Origin of the sequence: Agarivorans albus (assembly GCF_019670105.1) — a bacterium.
Lineage (GTDB): Bacteria > Pseudomonadota > Gammaproteobacteria > Enterobacterales > Celerinatantimonadaceae > Agarivorans > Agarivorans albus.
The window spans coordinates 2,076,905-2,095,419 of the sequence record NZ_AP023032.1 but is presented as its reverse complement, the minus strand read 5'-3'; the positions used below and the strand labels follow the sequence as shown (position 1 = coordinate 2,095,419).

Below are 18,515 nucleotides of genomic sequence, written 5' to 3'. Positions count from 1 at the left end.
GCGCGTTTGTAAATTTTATTTCAAACACAAAAAAGCCGATGGCTAAGCATCGGCTTTGTTCAAATAAAGCTAAGCCTAACGTAAGCTATCAATAACATCGTTAAACAAGGCACTTGGGCGCATTGCTGCAGCCGCTTTAGTGCTATCAGGCTGGTAGTAGCCGTTTAGGTCTACTGCAGGCCCTTGAGCGGCGTTTAGCTGCTCAACAATTTCAGCTTCTTGGCTTACCAACTTTTGCGCTACTTCAGCAAATATAGCTTTCAACTCTTGGTCATCATTTTGCTCTGCTAAGCACTGAGCCCAGTACAAACATAAGTAGAAATGACTACCGCGGTTATCCAACTCTTTCACCTTACGTGAAGGCGATTTGTTTTCATCCAAGAAAGTACCAGTAGCTTTATCAAGCGTACTAGCTAGTACCGCTGCTTTAGCATTGTTAGTTACTTGCCCTAGGTGCTCTAAAGATGCAGATAGAGCCAAGAACTCACCTAAAGAATCCCAACGTAGATGGTTTTCTTTTTCAAACTGCTGCACGTGCTTAGGCGCAGAACCGCCAGCACCGGTTTCGAACAAACCACCGCCGTTCATAAGCGGTACAATCGACAGCATTTTAGCTGAAGTACCTAGCTCAAGAATTGGGAACAAATCGGTTAGGTAGTCACGTAATACGTTACCTGTTACAGAAATAGTGTCTAAGCCCTGCTTAACTCGCTCTAACGAGAATTGTGTTGCTTCGCTTGGGGCAAGTACTTTAATTTCTAAACCGCTAGTATCGTGTTCAGCCAAGTACTGCTCAACTTTGCGAATGAGTTGCGCATCGTGAGCACGATTTGCGTCTAACCAGAATACTGCTGGAGTATTAGTTAAGCGAGCGCGGTTAACCGCCAGTTTCACCCAATCACGGATTGGTGCATCTTTAACTTGGCACATTCTGAAAATGTCGCCTTGCTTAACCGCTTGGCTAAGTACAACTTGGCCATTTTGGTCAACAACTTCAACGGTACCAGCAGCTGGTGCAGTGAAGGTTTTATCGTGTGAACCGTACTCTTCAGCTTTTTGCGCCATTAAACCAACGTTTGCTACAGAGCCCATGGTAGTTGGGTTGAATGCACCATTCTCTTTACAGAAATCGATGGTTTGCTGGTAAACACTTGCGTAGCTGCGATCTGGGATAACCGCTTTCGTATCTTGTTGCTTGCCTTCTGCATTCCACATTTGACCAGATGCGCGGATCATTGCAGGCATAGACGCATCAATAATTACATCGCTTGGTACGTGTAAGTTAGTGATGCCTTTATCTGAATCAACCATTGCTAGGCCTGGGCGCTGCGCGTATACCGCGTCAATTGCGGCTTTAATTTCTTCTTGCTTAGCAGCGTCTAACTGTTGAATTTTTGCATAAACATCACCTAAGCCATTGCTTACATCAACACCTAGCTCATCAAACAGCTCGCCGTACTTAGCAAATACATCTTTAAAGAATACTTTAACAACATGACCAAAGATGATTGGGTCTGATACCTTCATCATGGTTGCTTTCATGTGTAGCGAGAACAAAATGCCTTTGGCTTTAGCATCTTCGATTTCAGCTTCAATAAAAGAAGAAAGCTCCGCAACGTTTAGTGCAGCAGCATCAATTACTTCGCCTGCTAATACTGGAAAAGCTTCTTTTAAGGTGATGGTTTCACCAGCCTCAGTTTTTAACTGAATAGCTACAGAGCCAGCTTCTTGGATAGTGGCAGAAACTTCGCTGCCGTAAAAATCACCTTGGTTCATGCTAGCAACATGGCTTAACGAATCTTTCGACCATGCTCCCATTGAATGCGGATTGTTACGCGCGTATTGCTTAACAGAACCAGGTGCACGGCGGTCTGAGTTACCTTCACGCAATACAGGGTTAACTGCGCTACCTTTTACTTTGTCGTATTTGGCTTTAGCGTCACGCTCTTGATCATTGCTTGGCTCTTCTGGGTAATCTGGCAACGCGTAACCTTGAGCTTGTAACTCTTTAATGGCCGCTTTTAGTTGCGGAACCGAAGCACTGATATTAGGCAGCTTAATAATGTTAGCTTCTGGCTTTTTAGCTAATTCACCTAGCTCAGCTAAGGCATCAGAGATCTGTTGTTGCTCGGTTAAACATTCAGGAAAGCTAGCAATAATTCGGCCGGCTAAAGAAATATCACGGGTTTCTACATCAACACCAGCAGCATTAGTAAACGCTTGTACAATAGGTAGCAGTGAATACGTAGCTAAGGCTGGCGCTTCGTCCGTTAAGGTATAAATAATCTTTGACGTCATGTCGGTCCCTAAAAGTTGTGGTTGCTCTCGCAATGGCTGCCATTTTTATACAAATGATCGAGTCTGCGAGGTGGTTAGCAAGCAATAAAAAACTACAAAGTTTGTTTACTTATCTACTCACCGTCCAATAATTCGGCCAAAATAATAAACCATTTACAAACGCTTTAACATTGTTTTACTAGTGGTACATCCATTAGATGTTACAATTGCCGCCATGAATAAGTTTGCAAAACCCCAACAGTCGCGTCGTTTTAAACGAAAGGCTGAGACCAAATCAGTTAAACCGCTCAATGGCCCGCGCCGTTTAGTTCTGTTCAACAAACCCTTTGATGTACTTAGCCAGTTTACCGATGGGCAAGGCAGAGCTACCTTAAAAGACTTTGTCGACATTCCCGATGTATATGCTGCCGGTCGGTTAGACAGAGATAGTGAAGGCTTGTTGCTGTTAACAAACGACGGGAAACTGCAACATAAACTTGCCAACCCTAAAGCTAAAACCGCAAAAACCTACTGGGTGCAAGTTGAAGGCGTGCCTAAAGATGTTGATTTGGAGCCCTTGCGTAAAGGCATTGTGCTAAAAGACGGCCCCTGTTTACCGGCCAAAGTAGCGCTTATGGATGAACCAAATTTATGGCCACGCAATCCACCAGTTCGAGAGCGTAAATCCATTCCAACAACTTGGTTAAGCATTAGCATTAAAGAAGGCCGAAATAGGCAGGTTCGGCGCATGACAGCAGCTATTGGCTTCCCCACCCTGCGCTTGGTTCGCTATCAAATTGGTCGCTATACCTTAGATGGAATAGACAACGGCAGTTACCAACAATTAGTGGGTGAAGAGCTCTCTTAGAACGACATGCTGAAATGCTGTTTTCGTCACAGTTTTTCTGGTAGAATTCGCCGCAAATTTTTCCCAACAAGTTAGCATGAACTCAAACAACACTAAAAAAGTGATTGTCGGTATGTCCGGCGGCGTTGACTCTTCCGTTTCAGCCTACTTGCTTATTCAGCAAGGCTATCAGGTTGAAGGTCTTTTTATGAAGAACTGGGAAGAAGACGATAACAGCGAATACTGTGCAGCGGCAGAAGATTTAGCCGACGCTCAAGCTGTGTGTGACAAATTAGGTATAAAGCTACATACCATTAACTTCTCAGCAGAATACTGGGATAACGTATTTGAACACTTCCTCGAAGAGTACAAAGCGGGTCGCACGCCGAATCCAGACATTATGTGTAACAAGGAAATTAAGTTTAAGGCATTTTTGGAATTTGCCGCAGAAGAATTGTCTGCCGACTACATCGCCACTGGCCACTATGTGCAGCGCCGTTTTCAAGACGGACACTGGCAAATGCTACGCGGCCTAGACAGCAATAAAGATCAAAGCTACTTCTTGTATACGCTAGAAGAAAAGCATATTGCGCAAACACTCTTCCCAGTAGGCGAAATAGAAAAGCCAGAAGTGCGCCGCATTGCCGAAGAACAAGGCCTTATCACCGCCAACAAAAAAGACTCCACAGGTATATGCTTTATTGGCGAGCGTAAGTTTACTGACTTCCTAGCCCAATACCTACCAGCTCAACCGGGTGATATTGAAACCTGTGAAGGCAAAGTCATAGGTAAGCACCAAGGTTTGATGTACCACACCCTAGGCCAACGTAAAGGTTTAGGCATAGGCGGCACCAAAGACGGTGACGAGACGCCTTGGTACACCGTAGATAAAGACATTGAGCGCAACGTGCTGATTGTTGGCCAAGGGCACGATCACCCTCGCCTAAAATCGCGTGCACTTATTGCAGGCCAATTACATTGGGTAGACCGCAAAACCATCACCGAAGAACTGCGTTGTAGCGTTAAAATTCGTTATCGCCAGCAAGACGTTGCCTGCACCATTATCCCGCGTGAAAACGACGAGATTGAAGTGGTATTCGATGAGCCGCAAATAGCGGTTACTCCAGGACAATCAGCAGTATTTTATCTAAACGAAGTATGTTTAGGCGGCGGTATCATTGAACAAAAGATTGGCCTATAGCCTATGAGCAATGCAATCAACGACCGCGTTATCGCTTTTGCTGGGATCTGCCAAGCCGCTAAACTGGTGCAAGACGTAGCCAGAACCAGCAACTGCGACGAAGCAGGTTTAAAAACCAGCTTAGGTAGTATTCTAATAACCAACCCCAACGAAACCGTTGAAGTATTTGGCTCTTTAGAGCAACTTAAGCTAGGCCTAGGTGTAATGAGCGGCCAACTGAGCAACCAACAAGAAAAGCGTAACGCCGAAATCACACGTTACCTGGTTAGCTTGTTGGCCCTAGAGCGCCGTTTAAATAAACGCCCAGACTTAATGAACATGATGGGCGAACGTATTGGCCAACTAGATAGACAACTACAGCATTTTGATTTGCTAGACCAACAAGTACTGGGCGGAATTGCCGACATTTACAGCGACATTATTAGCCCGCTTGGTCCGCGTATTCAAGTAGCCGGAAACGTGAGTTACTTGCAGCAACCGGTAGTACAACATAAAGTTCGCGCGCTACTGCTAGCCGGTATTCGCGCCAGTGTATTGTGGCGCCAATTAGGCGGCCAACGACGCCAGCTACTGTTTTCACGTAAAAACTACTTGCAGCAAACAACACAACTTTTACACACCATTGATTAGTTAATTTAGGAGATCACCATGGAACTGTCGGCCTTGACAGCCATTTCCCCGATAGACGGACGCTACGGGGATAAAACTTCTGAACTACGTAGTATTTTTAGCGAGTTTGGCTTAATTAAATACCGCGTACGAGTAGAAATTCGTTGGTTACAAAAACTTGCTCAACAGCAAAACATTGCTGAAGTACCAAGCTTCTCTCCTGAAGCTATCGCGTTTCTAGATAGCATTAACGACAACTTTAACGAAGCAGACGCTGCGCGCGTTAAAGAAATTGAGCGTACCACTAACCACGACGTAAAAGCGGTTGAGTACTTCTTAAAAGAAAAAGTAGCGGCAAATGCTGAGCTTGATGCTGTATCAGAGTTCATCCACTTTGCTTGTACTTCTGAAGACATTAACAACCTTTCGCACGCGTTAATGCTTAACGAAGCACGTAACGAAGTATTAGTGCCTTACCTACAAAAGCTTATTGATTCAATCACCGAGCTAGCAAAAGAGCTACGTGCAACCCCGCTACTTTCACGCACCCACGGCCAACCAGCTTCGCCAAGCACCATGGGCAAAGAAATGGCCAACGTAGTTGCTCGTTTACGTCGCCAACTTAAGCAAATTGAAGCGGTAGAAGTACTGGGTAAAATTAACGGCGCCGTAGGTAACTACAACGCGCACATCTCTGCTTACCCAGAAGTAGACTGGCACCAATTCTCAGAAGAATTTGTTACCAGCCTAGGTGTACAATGGAACCCCTACACTACGCAGATTGAGCCACACGATTACATCGCCGAGCTATACGATGCCATCGCTCGCTTCAACACCATTTTGCTAGACTTTGACCGCGACATTTGGGGCTACATTTGCCTAGGTCACTTTAAGCAAAAAACCATTGCTGGTGAAATTGGCTCATCAACGATGCCGCACAAAGTTAACCCAATCGATTTTGAAAACTCAGAAGGTAACCTAGGTATTGCTAACGCCTTGTTTGGCCACCTAGCGGCTAAATTACCGGTTTCTCGCTGGCAGCGTGACCTTACAGACTCAACGGTATTGCGTAACCTTGGTGTAGCCATGGGTTACTCGTTAATCGCCTATCAAGCCACCCTTAAAGGTGTGAGCAAGCTACAAGTAAACGAAGAAAACCTACTTAGCGATTTAGATAGCAACTGGGAAGTTTTAGCCGAGCCTGTGCAAACCGTTATGCGCCGCTACGGCATCGAAAAACCTTACGAGAAGTTAAAAGAACTTACTCGTGGTAAGCGTGTAGACGCACAAGCCATGCGTGAATTTATCGATGGTTTAGACATGCCAGAGTCAGCCAAAGACGAGCTGAAGAAAATGACCCCAGCCAACTACATCGGTGATGCGGTTAAGCTAGTAGACCAGCTGTAATAACTGCGGCCTATAGCCTCTCGCTTAAGGCCTAGTTAATACCAAAAGCCACAACAGATGTTGTGGCTTTTTTATTTGCCTTACTTCACTAAATTTCTCTATTCAATCCAGCTACAGGCAACATCACCAGCAACGTAACGCTGGCTATTTACTGGCTATGCATACAGCATTATTAATTTTTTGCGTTTTTGAGCTAATAATTTGATAGATTGTGCGCGTTTAGCCTTGAGCTAAAAAAAATACAAGCGTAGTATCAAACACTTAGCTTAGTGTTAATTAAATAATAGGTTTGTTAACTTTGCATACGCGTTTTGCCAGAAAGCGTATTGAGCCTTATTCTTAATTCTTCACTCAATTCAAATAATTAGCTATGCGCGTTTTCACTGGTCTAACAAGGTAAACGCGCATGCGCAATATACAAATGTTATGTGCTGAAGACTATTTCACTATTCTGCAATAGATAAGAATAGCAGGAGTCATCTGAATAAATTTAATCAGATTTTTTTCATATAGCGGGACTGAGTGCAATACTTTGTACTAGCGTGTTTCCAGAAAATTGTTGAGGATTAAATGAAAGATATCACATCCAACCCATGGTTATGGCTGCTGAGTTGTGTCATTAGCGCGTTTATTGCTGGTATAGGTGTTCTAAATTTTCTAGATGATCGAGTCGAAAAAAAGATCAAAGATGCAGAAAATCTGGCTCCACAAGTAATTGAAATGCCAAAAGGTAGTATTTTAGCTTGGGATCCAGTTATACGAGACTTTAATGGAGTACCCACAGGGAAAACCAGAGAACTTCCTAGCGGTTGGAAAATCTGCAACGGAAAAAATGGAACTCCTGATTTAACTAACCGTTTTATTATGGGGGCTAGAGATGCTAGCAGTTCTGGTAACGTTGGTGGAGCTAACAGTATAGCAATGGATGGTGAGCATAGTCATGGTGGGAGAACTAGTGGCTTTGCAGGTTATATACCAGGAGAAATTAATTGGGATACACGCAGAGGTTATCAAAATCCATATCAGATCAAACATGCAATTAGACCTGATGGGAGCCATAATCACGGGGGAGACAATAGACCTGCGTTTTATTCAGTGGTTTACATCATTAAAATGTGATTATTGTGAAAAGTCACATAACAAAGCGTTTAAGACGGACTCCCAACGCTCGGCATTTTGGGTTTTGCTTCGGCTTTAGTGTTTACGGCACAATACTTTATGTGCAGTGGTCTAAGTTGCTCACCACTTAACGCGGCGTTATGTGTCTTTATGATTGATCAGGCAATTTATAATTCAGTTTTAGATTTAGCTTGTGAATTGGCCAACTCTTCAGGAGCAGGTTTAACTGAAAACTATTGAGCTACTTATCAACAATTAAACTCAATATGTGAAACAAACAAAGGCTCAAATAAAGATCATCCATTTCAATGGGAAACATTAGCTGACTATACAAAAAGTGCTGAACAGGCAATTCGTATTTATTCAGTTGCAATTGAAGTTGCTAAAAAACTAAACTTAGTCGAATTTTTAGCATCGTCACAATTAGCTCTCGCAGAGCGTTATCTTGAATTAAACAACAAAAGTGCAGCAATTAATTGGGCTTCTATAGCAAATGAAAACGCACTTAAATGTAGTAATTTAGAGTTACGCCAAGAAATGTCAGAATTTTTATTAGAGCTTGTAGGCAACACGTAACAAAGCCATCAAGCATAAGGACGCAAAAACAAAAAAGCAGCCAATGGCTGCTTTTTATTAACTTCTATTTAAGCTGCTAGGCGTTTAAACCTTGGCTTTTTAGGTACTCTTCGTAAGTGCCGTGGAAGTCTACAATACCTTGTGGCGTCATTTCGATGATACGCGTAGCAAGGCTTGATACAAACTCTCGGTCGTGGCTTACAAACACCAAGGTGCCTGGGTAGTTTTCTAAGGCTAAGTTGAGTGACTCAATAGATTCCATGTCCAAGTGGTTGGTTGGCTCGTCCATCACCATAATGTTTGGCTTTTGCAAAATCATTTTGCCAAACAGCATACGGCCTTGCTCACCACCAGAGATTACCTTAACGGATTTGTTAATGTCTTGCTGTGAGAACAATAAGCGGCCTAAGGTGCCACGAATCACTTGCTCGTCGTCGCCCTCTTTACCCCATTGCCACATCCAGTCAATCAGGTTTTTATCTTCTTCAAAGTCGGCTGCATGATCCTGTGCATAGTAACCTAGCTGAGCATTTTCAGACCATTTAATGCTGCCACCAAAATCAGTATCACCCACTAAACATTTAAGGAAGGTAGTTTTACCAATACCGTTAGGGCCAATTACCGCAATACGCTCGCCTACTTCAACCATTAAGTCTAGATCTTTGAACAGGGTTTCTTCGTAGCTCTTTTCCAAACCTTCAATTTGTAAGGCTAAGCGGTGCAGCTTTTTCTCTTCTTCAAAACGAATGTAAGGGTTTTGGCGGCTCGAAGGTTTAACTTCGGCCAATTGAATTTTATCAATTTGCTTAGCACGAGAAGTAGCTTGCTTAGACTTAGAAGCATTAGCAGAGAAACGGCTAACAAAGGTTTTAAGCTCGGCAATTTGGGCTTTTTTCTTGGCGTTGTCCGACAACATTTGCTCGCGAGCTTGGGTTGCAGCGGTCATATATTCGTCGTAAGAACCAGGGAAAGTACGCAGCTCACCGTAATCCAAATCGGCCATGTGGGTACATACACTGTTTAAGAAGTGGCGGTCGTGCGAGATGATGATCATGGTGCAGTTACGCTCGTTTAGCACCCCTTCTAACCAACGAATGGTATTAATATCCAAGTTGTTGGTAGGCTCATCTAAAAGCATAATATCAGGGTCACCAAACAATACTTGGGCTAGCAATACACGCAGTTTCCAGCCAGGTGCTACTTCGCTCATTGGGCCGTAATGTTGCTCGATAGGAATGCCAACACCTAGCAGTAACTCACCAGCGCGAGCTTCAGCGGTGTAACCGTCCATTTCAGCAAACTCGGCTTCTAGCTCAGCAGCACGAATGCCGTCTTCTTCACTCATCTCTGGGTTGGCATAAATCGCGTCGCGCTCAGATTTAACTGCCCACAGTTCTTCGTAACCCATTATAACAGTATCGATAACCGCTTTATCTTCGTAAGCAAATTGGTCCTGTTTTAACTTACCAATGCGCTCGTTTGGATCTTTAGATACATTGCCGGCACTTGGCTCTAAATCGCCACCCAATATTTTCATAAAGGTAGATTTACCACAGCCATTAGCGCCGATTAGACCATAACGGTTACCTTCGCCAAATTTAACTGAGACATTTTCGAACAATGGCTTTGCGCCAAATTGCATGGTGATATTAGAAGAAGTAAGCAATGTAAATATTCCGCTTGGTTACGTTACACCAGCATTTTGCTGGGTAATCTGATGGCTAAATTGTTTGGTCGCGCATTATGCCACAACTTGCTCAAACAACGCACATATTAAGACAAAGATCACATAAGCTTAGCCACTTTCCGCGAATACGCCGTAAAACTAAGCACTCAAGAGCTAGCTTAGCGCTTTTATATGACGGCTTAGTTTATTTGGATTATTCTAACCACCTATCATCGTAACGAGGACGAACCATGTCTGACGCAAATAACATTGCTAAAGCCGATAGCCATTCACGCATGCAATACCTAATTAAAGAAAGCAAAGCTCAAAATCAATTGTGGATCTTAATCGACGATGATGGCTGCGTAATGCTTAACTCTGAAGATGAGGACTGCGTACCCGTGTGGCCAAGTAAAGAGTTTGCCGACGCTTGGGCGACTGGAGATTGGCTGCACTGTAAAGCCGAAGCAATATCGCTAAACAAATGGCGTAGCCGCTGGACCGAAGGCCTGACCGGTGACGAACTGTATGTTGCGGTTTTTCCTAACGAGCAAGAAGAAGGCTTAATTTTGTCGCCTTACGAGTTTGAAGACGCCTTAGGTAAAGGCCGTTAAGATAAAAAGCCTCGCTAGACTTAAATCTCGCGAGGCTTTAAAGATTCAATTTAAAAACTACCAGCCTTGGGTATGTTTTTCAATTAACTGACAATACAACTCAACTTGTTCGGGATTATCATTTAACGCTGAAATGTAATGATACTGCTCCCCGCCCGCTTCTAAGAACTCATCTCGCAATTCACAAGACACTTCTTCAATTGTCTCTAAGCAATCTGCTGAAAAAGCCGGAGAAATTACATCTACCGATTTAACGCCCTGCTCTGCAAGTTGGTGCAGTAACTGGTCGGTATAGGGTTTAACCCATGGATCTTTACCAAAGCGCGACTGATAACATAAGCGCCACTGATTTTGCTTAAGCCCTAATACTGCGGCCACTTTAGCTGCAGTATCTTCACACTGCTGCGGGTAAGGGTCGCCATTTCGCGCGTAACGCTCTGGGATACCATGAAAAGAAAACAACAACACTTCGCCACGGGCGGTTAACTCCCAGTGCTGTTTAATCGAATTTGCTAAAGCTTGAATATAAGCTGGCTCGGCATAGTAATCTTTAACCATGCGTAATTCAGGCAAGTTGTAAGTATTTTTAAGTGCTTTGGCATAAGCATCAAAAACCGGAGCAGTAGTTGATACCGAATACTGAGGATACATCGGCAATAACAGTACTTTTTGATGCCCCCCATCTAGCACCTGATTAACCACCTCTTTAATATCTGGTGAGCTATAAGTCATGGCTAAATGTACTTCGTACTTATCGCGAAGTTTGGCTGACACTTTATTGCGAATTTGTTCGCTAATAACTTTAAGGGGCGAGCCATTCTTTAGCCAAATTTGTTGGTAAAGCTTGGCAACACGTCGTGAGCGCAAGGGCAAAATAACGCAATATAACAGTGGTAACCATAATAACTTAGGCAGGTTTACCACTCGCTTATCTGATAAAAAACGCCCCAGAAACTTCGCTACGGCGTTAGGTGTCGCTTCATCTGGTGTTCCTAGGTTCACCAATACTACGGCACATTTTAACTCGTTGTCATGTTGTGACATTCAACTATTCCCTAAAAGTGGACAACACAGTGTACGGCATTTTTAGGCATAAAAAAAAGCGGCAATTGCCGCTTTTTTTTGCAAATAGTAATTAGCAATTAATCAAGTAATTCAACTAATTGATTGCTAATTGCTTCAACAGACTGAGTACCGTCTAGTTTGAAGTATTTGCTGTTGCCTAGCTCAGCTTCTTTACCGTAGTAGCTTACTAATGGTTTAGTTTGCTCGTGGTAAATAGCTAGTCGGTCACGTACGATGCTTTCTTCGTCGTCTGGGCGAATAACTAAGTCTTCGCCACTTACGTCGTCTTTACCTTCAACCTTAGGTGGGTTGTAAACAATGTGGTAAACACGGCCGCTGCCTGGGTGAACTCGACGTCCACTCATGCGTTTAACGATTTCTTCGTCGGCTACGTCAAATTCTAATACCGCATCAATGTTAATGCCGGCTTCTTTCATTGCGTCAGCTTGAGGGATGGTACGAGGGAAACCATCTAACAAAAAGCCTTTTTCGCAATCGTCTTCAAGAATACGTTCTTTTACTAGGCCAATAATCAACTCATCGGAAACTAATTGCCCTGCATCCATTACTTCTTTTGCTTTGATGCCTAACGCTGTGCCAGCTTTTACAGCGGCGCGAAGCATATCGCCAGTAGAGATTTGAGGGATGCCGTAACGCTCCATAATAAATTGTGCTTGGGTACCTTTACCCGCACCTGGAGCGCCTAAAAGAATAATGCGCATAATTTGCTGTTCCTTGGTCTAGTTTTTAGTGCTTTTACAAGAGACGTGAATTTACACTGATGAGGCCAGAACTACAAGGGAAGCTCGACTAAAGTTCAGTTTGACGAAGCTCTGCATAATAACGCTGTTTGTTACTATACATGTTCTGATCTGCTAGCTTGTACAAACCACTAAAGTCTACGTCGGTGGTTGACGCGTAGCCTACAGAGAAGCTTACCAAAGGCTCCCCGCCAAAGCTGTTTAGGTCTATTCCTACTTGATTATTTTGTCTTGCCGCTAAACGCGCGTTTAGCTCGCTAGCTGATGCTAATTGCTCACCAGACAAAACTGCTGCGAATTCATCACCACCAATACGGTAGAAGTCTCCCGTTAAGCCTTCGCAACAATCTGATAGCACTCTCGCCACAGAAATAATCAGCTGGTCACCTTTCTCATGGCCTTTCTCATCGTTCATTTGCTTTAGGCCGTTTACGTCAATAATAAATAAGCCAACTTCGGCATCTAGTTGCGTTTCTAATGAGAATTGCAATTCATCAAAGGCTTGGCGGTTTTTAATACCGGTTAAAGAATCGGTTCTGGCAACATGGTCCAACTCTTCGTTTAGCGTTCGGTTTTCTAAAAATGCACTGAGTTCGGTGATAAACAGTAGAATTCGGTTACTGTTTTCTTCACTTAACTTAGGTTCATTAATGAGTAGCCACCCCATTTTTCCGCCACCGCAGCGAATACCAAAAACATTCACCAACTGTTGTTTAAACTCGATACTAAATCGGTCCCAACGCTGTCGAGATTTCTCTGACACACGATTAGAAAGCTGTTCAAAGCTTTCTACTTCGACAGACAAGCTGTCGTTCACCATACGGTGACCACGCGATTGTGGTAGGTGAATAACCAAACCTGTATTTGGAAAACACATAGACAATATACGAAGTGCATCATTAGCAATCTGTCGGTTACCCTCACTGGCCTCCAATACTCGCCTAAATTGCACAAGCTGTTGAAAAAAGAAGTTACTTTGCGCCAGGTTATCCATCGACAGTTCTAAGTCTCGGGTGCGCTCTTCTACTTTGTACTCAAGTTGGCTATTCAAGTTTTGAACTTCTTCTAGGTAGCCTGCCCGTAGTTTGTCGATACGTGCTAACTCAACATTCTTCTCATTCACCGTTCTTAACTGCTCTCCAATGGTACCTTTCATTTCGGTGAGCAAGTTTGCTACATCGGCAAACTCTCGAATCACTAGCTTTCCGTTGTTCAGTGCTTCGGCATTTCGGCCTTTTTCAAAGTCTCGAATTAGGCCGTACAAACGCCCAAATGCTTTTGCCACTAAATGAGCAAACAGCATCACCACCACAATAATAAGACCAATAACAATAATGCTACTGGCCATGCCCGGCGCCATTGCTTCTTTAACTTGATTAGCCAGGCTCTCTAAGCGCTGACCAACTTTAATTTTAATCCATACAGAGTTTTGATAATTTCGCCCCGATATAATCAAGCGGCTGGCATGAGTAACATCGTAAGCGTCATCACCAATCAGGTTCCCAAGCAATTGTTCTTCGCGATAGAACACTGCGAGGCTCTCTTGGTCGTCAAGCCGATTGGCAGCAACTTCCGCTAGTTTATAAATCGGCACTACCGCTATTAAGTAACCTTTTACAACGATACGGTCGATGGCACGATCTGAGTAAATAGGCACCACATGCACCAAACTATGGTGCTGGCCGCTTTTGCCAACTAAGGAGTAGTTATCAACCAAGTAGACCTTACTTTTTGATTCAAGATCTTTTATTTCGAAGGGACTGGTAAAACGTTGCTGCAGAATATTGGATTGCTCAAGTGCCAATATGTTACCGCCATAAGATTCCACTACAAAACCATCGGCTTCTACCAGGTACAAAGACTCAATGAGCGGCGCATCGAGCACAAAGTTACCCAGTATATCGGGAAGGTGAATCGAATAAAGTAGGTCGTCAATACCGTTTACTACACTCTCTTGCTCAGAAAGCAAACGTAAACCATTGGTGAGAATCTCATTACTATGTTTAAGCTCCGCTGTTATCTGGCTTGCAGAAGCCGCCAGACGGCTATTAACCGATTGATAAACAAAATTGTACATCTGTTTATATAAGGTAAAAGAGAGCACCGAAACCGGGATAATGGCTACGAAGATCAATAACAAAAATGTGATAGACCGAAGTCTTATTGTCATTTTTTGCGTCCGCGTTTGCGAGTTTCTTTGTCAGCAATGGTTTGCATTAACTGGGTAGCTTGTTCGACTGAATAGTTATGATCCATATATCGGTTAAAGCCCCGTTCTAGGGCTAACCACACCACGGTCATTTCGGCATCCCCGGGCATCGCTCTGGTATCTTCCATTTGCTTCAACATGTTTTGTTCGTTGGGGTTGTTGTCACTGATTATTTTCGAAACCAATTCAACATTAGCAGGGATTAAACCACCTTGTTGATAAATGATGCTTTGTGCTTCTTGCTGCTGCATAAATGCACTAAATTGCTTAATTTGTTGGTAATTGTCATCTGACGTTGAGAGACGAGGAAAAGCTAACACATAACCAGAAAACATCGGCAGCATTGGGCTTCCCTCAATATCTGGTAAGGTGCTTACACCTAGCCGCTCATCCATAGTTTGTTTCAATTCCTTATAAATCCAATCGCCGTTAATCATATAAGCTGACTGACCGTTCTTAAATCGTTCTACACTGCAATCGTGATTACATTTGGGGTCAACCAAGCCGATATCTTTAAGCTGTTTATAGAACGTTAAGGCTTGCTGCATTTCTTTGGTATCTAGGGTTATTTTTCCGTCGTTAAGCGGCCAACCTTGAAATGCGGTTAAGAATGGAATAAACCAATACATCTCGGAATAGTTCCAAACAATAGCTTGTTGCTCACCTTGGCTAAGCGCTGATTGCTGTTCTAATAACTCTGCCCAAGAGCTTACGGGCTGTTTAACTAAGTCTTTGTTGTAGTAAAGTACTAAGTGGTTGCCTTGAAATAGTGGCACACCATATTGTTCGTTGTCGGTAAAACCCGCTTTAAGCACCCGCGGTTCTGTTTGCGGAATAATCCAGTCTTTAGGCACCGGTGCTAAAGAAATCAAATCGTGCATGCCAACAAAATCACTAGGCACGTAAAGAATATCTGGCAAGGTATTAGTGCGGGCTTGGTTAAGCACCTCTTCGCGTAATCGTTCTGACAAGAAGTTGTTTTTTTCAACGGTTACACCGGACTGTTTTTCAAATTCAGCAATAGCATTATCGAGGTATTGAGATGGGTTATGGGCATTCCACAATGTGATTTTTGCGTTAGCTTGAGAAATCGTACACATTAAGCCTAAAATCAGCACTACTTTGCGCATGTTAGCTACCTTTCCGTTATTATTTTTTTGTTTAGTGTAGCAACGATTCAGTGCTTTATCTGTGAACTCATCCTCCGCAATTGCTTATAAGTCATCTGACCTGTAATTCCACAATCAAGTCTATGAATAATCGTTTTATTTTTGGAAAAACGCCCAAATAAGCTAGCAACAAAAAAGGCAGCACCGAGTGCTGCCTTTTATTCTTTAGAGTATGTTTAAGCTAAAAGTTGGTTAACTCGCTTAATGAACTCAGAAGGGTTTTCTAAGCTACCACGCTCAGCAAGGGTTGCTTGATCCAATAGTAAGCTTGCCCATTCAGCAAATTTAGCTTCGTCTTGCTCATCGGCAACGCGCTTAACTAAGGCGTGTTGAGGGTTCAGTTCAAAGATGTATTTTTGATCAGGCACATCTTGACCAACAGCTTGCATTAACTTCTGCATTTGCGTGCTCATGTCGTTGTCATCAACAACGATACAAGAAGGCGTATCGGTTAAACGGTAAGTTAAACGAACATCTTTAACCTTATCACCTAAGCTTTCTTTCATGCGCTCAACAAAGCTTGCGTATTCGCTTTCGTCTTGCTCTTTCTGCTTCTTAGTTTCTTCGTCATCTAAGTCGCCAAGGTCTAAATCACCTTTAGTTACCGAAACAAGGGTTTTGCCTTCGGCTTCTGGCAAGTGACTAATTAACCACTCGTCTACGCGGTCGTGCATTAACAATACTTCAATGCCTTTACGTTTGAAGATTTCTAAATGCGGGCTGTTAGCAGCGGCTGCGTAACCATCGGTTGTTACGTAGTAAATCTTGTCTTGGCCTTCTTTCATGCGCTCGATGTAATCGGCGAATGAAACATTTTGCTCAGCACTGTCGCTATTAGTTGAAGCAAAACGCAGTAGCTTAGCGATTTGATCTTTGTTAGCGAAATCTTCTGCTGGACCTTCTTTTAGCACTTGGCCAAATTCAGCCCAGAACGTTTGGTATTTCTCAGCATCGTTCTTCGCCATGCGCTCAAGCATAGTAAGAACACGCTTAGTACAAGCGCTACGTAAGTTAGCGGTTGTTTTAGTATCTTGAAGGATCTCACGTGATACGTTTAGTGGCAGGTCGTTTGAATCTAACACCCCCTTCACAAAGCGTAGGTAACCCGGCATAAACTCATCAGCGTCGTCCATGATAAATACGCGTTGAACATACAGCTTCAAGCCATGTTGACGCTCGCGGTTCCACATATCAAATGGGGCTTTGCTTGGGATGTAAAGCAAGCTGGTGTAATCCTGCTTACCTTCAACTTTGTTGTGCGCCCACGTGAGTGGATCTGCGAAGTCATGGGAAATGTGCTTGTAAAACTCGTTGTACTCGTCTTTAGAGATGTCGTTTTTACCGCGCGTCCACAAAGCAGTTGCTTTGTTAATGGCTTCCCATTCACCTGGCACAGCTGCAACTTTTTCACCGTCTGGACCTTCAGACTCAGGCGTTTCGTCTTTCCACATTTGAACTGGGATAGAAATATGATCTGAGTACTTAGTGATAATAGAGCGGACTTTCCAGCTATCTAGGAACTCATGTTCATCTTCACGTAAGTGAAGAATAATGTCGGTACCGCGGCCTTCTTTGGCAATGTCGGCTACGGTGTAATCACCTTCACCAGCACTTTCCCAACGTACGCCTTGGCTAGCTTCTGCACCTGCAGCTCGAGTTTCAACGGTTACTTTATCGGCTACGATAAATGCTGAGTAAAAACCAACACCAAATTGACCAATTAGTTGCGAGTCTTTTGCGCTGTCACCACTTAACTGACCAAAAAATTCTTTAGTGCCAGACTTAGCAATAGTACCAAGATGCTCAACAACTTCATCGCGGGTCATACCAATGCCGTTATCCGACAAAGTAATAGTTTTAGCTTCTTGGTCGAAGCTTACACGTACACGTAAGTCACCATCATTTTCAAATAAAGCGTTATTTTCTAAAGCTTTAAAGCGCAATTTATCGGCAGCATCGGCTGCGTTTGAGACTAATTCGCGTAAGAAAATTTCTTTGTTTGAATATAGAGAGTGGATCATCAACTGGAGTAATTGTTTTACTTCAGTTTGAAAGCCATGAGTTTCTGCATGAGCTGCATCAGTCATCTTATTGTTTCCTTGCTTTTACACATACTTCGTTAGTTGCTAAACGATATGGGGGTAGCCAATTTTGATTTCAAGCAGGCGAGAAAAAAAATTATAAATGAACAACAAAAAAGCTCACCTTAAGTGAGCTTTATCTATACCGAACATGTTGTATTAATCGAGTTGTTGGCGCCCAATCAGGGAGTGAGACAGTGTAGTGCCGTCTACGCTATCTAGCTCACCGCCTAGTGGCACGCCATGAGCAATTCTTGATACTTTAATTTGATAACGCTTGGCCATATCAGCGATGTAATAAGCGGTAGCCTCGCCTTCTACGGTGGGATTAGTTGCGAGGATCAATTCTGCTACCTCTTCTTGGGCGAAGCGCTGTTCCAGTTTATCTAAGTGCAACTCGCCAGGACCAATGCCGTCAAGTGGTGAGAGATGGCCCATTAACACAAAGTAACTACCAAAAAATTGTGCGGTCTGCTCAATAGCAGCAACATCTGCTGGGGTTTCAACCACACAGATTGCCCCTTTACTCATCCGCTTGGGCGATTGGCATATAGGGCACAGTTCTTCCTCAGCAAAATTGCGACACACCTTGCAGTGGCCAATTACGTCCATTGCATTGCTAATGCTAGCAGCAAGCTGTAAGCCATCTTTACGTTTGCGCTCTAACAAATGAAAAGCCATACGCTGGGCACTACGTGGGCCTACACCGGGTAAAACCTGTAGCGACTTAATCAATTGTTCTATGCTGGGGCTGTATTTCATTAAACTTCCACTAAACTCAATTTACGCGACGCTAATGTAACAGCGTGATAAACAAAATTCATTAAAAGCGACAGATTTTGTCCCTTAATATTAGTAGCCAATTAGTTGTTACAAGTAGACCAAACAGCACTCATGTGCGTATGATAATGATG

14 protein-coding genes are annotated in these 18,515 nt (G+C 43.4%); 6 read left to right on the top strand and 8 right to left on the bottom strand.

The window, feature by feature from the left end; all coding sequences use genetic code 11:
* Positions 1-75 precede the first annotated feature (75 nt).
* Positions 76-2,298: an NADP-dependent isocitrate dehydrogenase gene (locus K5620_RS09640; protein WP_016401034.1), complete on the bottom strand. Its 2,223-nt coding sequence runs from the start codon at positions 2,296-2,298 to the stop codon at positions 76-78.
* Between the two features lie 214 nt (positions 2,299-2,512).
* Here K5620_RS09640 and K5620_RS09635 point away from each other — a divergent pair, with 214 nt between their 5' ends.
* From K5620_RS09635 to K5620_RS09615, 5 genes are all read left to right on the top strand, one after another.
* Entirely contained in the window at positions 2,513-3,145 is a 633-nt protein-coding gene (locus K5620_RS09635; RefSeq protein ID WP_016401035.1) for a pseudouridine synthase, read from the top strand.
* Between the two features lie 76 nt (positions 3,146-3,221).
* Complete coding sequence (gene mnmA, locus K5620_RS09630) at positions 3,222-4,325, top strand: tRNA 2-thiouridine(34) synthase MnmA (RefSeq protein ID WP_040306997.1); 1,104 nt, start codon at positions 3,222-3,224, stop codon at positions 4,323-4,325.
* 3 nt (positions 4,326-4,328) lie between these two features.
* A complete protein-coding gene (hflD, locus tag K5620_RS09625; RefSeq protein WP_016401037.1) occupies positions 4,329-4,955 on the top strand; it encodes a high frequency lysogenization protein HflD in 627 nt (208 codons plus the stop codon).
* 18 nt (positions 4,956-4,973) lie between these two features.
* Entirely contained in the window at positions 4,974-6,341 is a 1,368-nt protein-coding gene (gene purB, locus K5620_RS09620) for an adenylosuccinate lyase (RefSeq protein WP_016401038.1), read from the top strand.
* Between the two features lie 570 nt (positions 6,342-6,911).
* Entirely contained in the window at positions 6,912-7,460 is a 549-nt protein-coding gene (locus K5620_RS09615; protein WP_040306998.1) for a hypothetical protein, read from the top strand.
* Between the two features lie 652 nt (positions 7,461-8,112).
* On the opposite strand, the gene K5620_RS09610 is transcribed toward K5620_RS09615, so the two are convergent.
* On the bottom strand, positions 8,113-9,702 hold the full coding sequence (locus tag K5620_RS09610; RefSeq protein ID WP_084681754.1) for an ABC-F family ATPase: 1,590 nt from the start codon (positions 9,700-9,702) through the stop codon (positions 8,113-8,115).
* Positions 9,703-9,953: 251 nt separating this feature from the next.
* Here K5620_RS09610 and K5620_RS09605 point away from each other — a divergent pair, with 251 nt between their 5' ends.
* The gene (locus tag K5620_RS09605; protein WP_016401041.1) at positions 9,954-10,316 is read left to right on the top strand and encodes a DUF2750 domain-containing protein; all 363 of its coding nucleotides are present in this window, start codon (positions 9,954-9,956) and stop codon (positions 10,314-10,316) included.
* Positions 10,317-10,373: 57 nt separating this feature from the next.
* On the opposite strand, the gene hemH is transcribed toward K5620_RS09605, so the two are convergent.
* From hemH to recR, 6 genes are all read right to left on the bottom strand, one after another.
* Positions 10,374-11,360, bottom strand: a complete 987-nt coding sequence (hemH, locus tag K5620_RS09600; RefSeq protein ID WP_016401042.1) for a ferrochelatase — start codon at positions 11,358-11,360, stop codon at positions 10,374-10,376.
* Positions 11,361-11,458: 98 nt separating this feature from the next.
* Positions 11,459-12,103 carry an adenylate kinase gene (gene adk / locus K5620_RS09595; protein WP_016401043.1) on the bottom strand — a complete coding sequence of 215 codons (645 nt, stop codon included), beginning with the start codon at positions 12,101-12,103 and terminating at the stop codon, positions 11,459-11,461.
* Positions 12,104-12,191: 88 nt separating this feature from the next.
* On the bottom strand, positions 12,192-14,312 hold the full coding sequence (locus K5620_RS09590) for a GGDEF domain-containing protein (RefSeq protein ID WP_084681756.1): 2,121 nt from the start codon (positions 14,310-14,312) through the stop codon (positions 12,192-12,194).
* Positions 14,309-15,481 carry a sugar ABC transporter substrate-binding protein gene (locus K5620_RS09585; protein WP_016401045.1) on the bottom strand — a complete coding sequence of 391 codons (1,173 nt, stop codon included), beginning with the start codon at positions 15,479-15,481 and terminating at the stop codon, positions 14,309-14,311. The genes K5620_RS09590 and K5620_RS09585 overlap by 4 nt, the downstream gene beginning before the upstream one ends.
* 215 nt (positions 15,482-15,696) lie before the next feature.
* The gene (htpG, locus tag K5620_RS09580; protein WP_016401046.1) at positions 15,697-17,607 is read right to left on the bottom strand and encodes a molecular chaperone HtpG; all 1,911 of its coding nucleotides are present in this window, start codon (positions 17,605-17,607) and stop codon (positions 15,697-15,699) included.
* Between the two features lie 153 nt (positions 17,608-17,760).
* On the bottom strand, positions 17,761-18,363 hold the full coding sequence (gene recR, locus K5620_RS09575; RefSeq protein ID WP_016401047.1) for a recombination mediator RecR: 603 nt from the start codon (positions 18,361-18,363) through the stop codon (positions 17,761-17,763).
* Positions 18,364-18,515: the final 152 nt, after the last annotated feature.

Excerpts from the sequence above, each read along its gene's own strand:
- K5620_RS09640 (WP_016401034.1), bottom strand. The coding sequence starts at position 2,298 with ATGACGTCAAAGATTATTTATACCTTAACGGACGAAGCGCCAGCCTTA.
- K5620_RS09635 (WP_016401035.1), top strand. The coding sequence starts at position 2,513 with ATGAATAAGTTTGCAAAACCCCAACAGTCGCGTCGTTTTAAACGAAAG.
- mnmA (WP_040306997.1), top strand. The coding sequence starts at position 3,222 with ATGAACTCAAACAACACTAAAAAAGTGATTGTCGGTATGTCCGGCGGC.
- hflD (WP_016401037.1), top strand. The coding sequence starts at position 4,329 with ATGAGCAATGCAATCAACGACCGCGTTATCGCTTTTGCTGGGATCTGC.
- purB (WP_016401038.1), top strand. The coding sequence starts at position 4,974 with ATGGAACTGTCGGCCTTGACAGCCATTTCCCCGATAGACGGACGCTAC.
- K5620_RS09615 (WP_040306998.1), top strand. The coding sequence starts at position 6,912 with ATGAAAGATATCACATCCAACCCATGGTTATGGCTGCTGAGTTGTGTC.
- K5620_RS09605 (WP_016401041.1), top strand. The coding sequence starts at position 9,954 with ATGTCTGACGCAAATAACATTGCTAAAGCCGATAGCCATTCACGCATG.
- hemH (WP_016401042.1), bottom strand. The coding sequence starts at position 11,360 with ATGTCACAACATGACAACGAGTTAAAATGTGCCGTAGTATTGGTGAAC.
- adk (WP_016401043.1), bottom strand. The coding sequence starts at position 12,103 with ATGCGCATTATTCTTTTAGGCGCTCCAGGTGCGGGTAAAGGTACCCAA.
- K5620_RS09590 (WP_084681756.1), bottom strand. The coding sequence starts at position 14,312 with ATGACAATAAGACTTCGGTCTATCACATTTTTGTTATTGATCTTCGTA.
- K5620_RS09585 (WP_016401045.1), bottom strand. The coding sequence starts at position 15,481 with ATGCGCAAAGTAGTGCTGATTTTAGGCTTAATGTGTACGATTTCTCAA.
- htpG (WP_016401046.1), bottom strand. The coding sequence starts at position 17,607 with ATGACTGATGCAGCTCATGCAGAAACTCATGGCTTTCAAACTGAAGTA.
- recR (WP_016401047.1), bottom strand. The coding sequence starts at position 18,363 with ATGAAATACAGCCCCAGCATAGAACAATTGATTAAGTCGCTACAGGTT.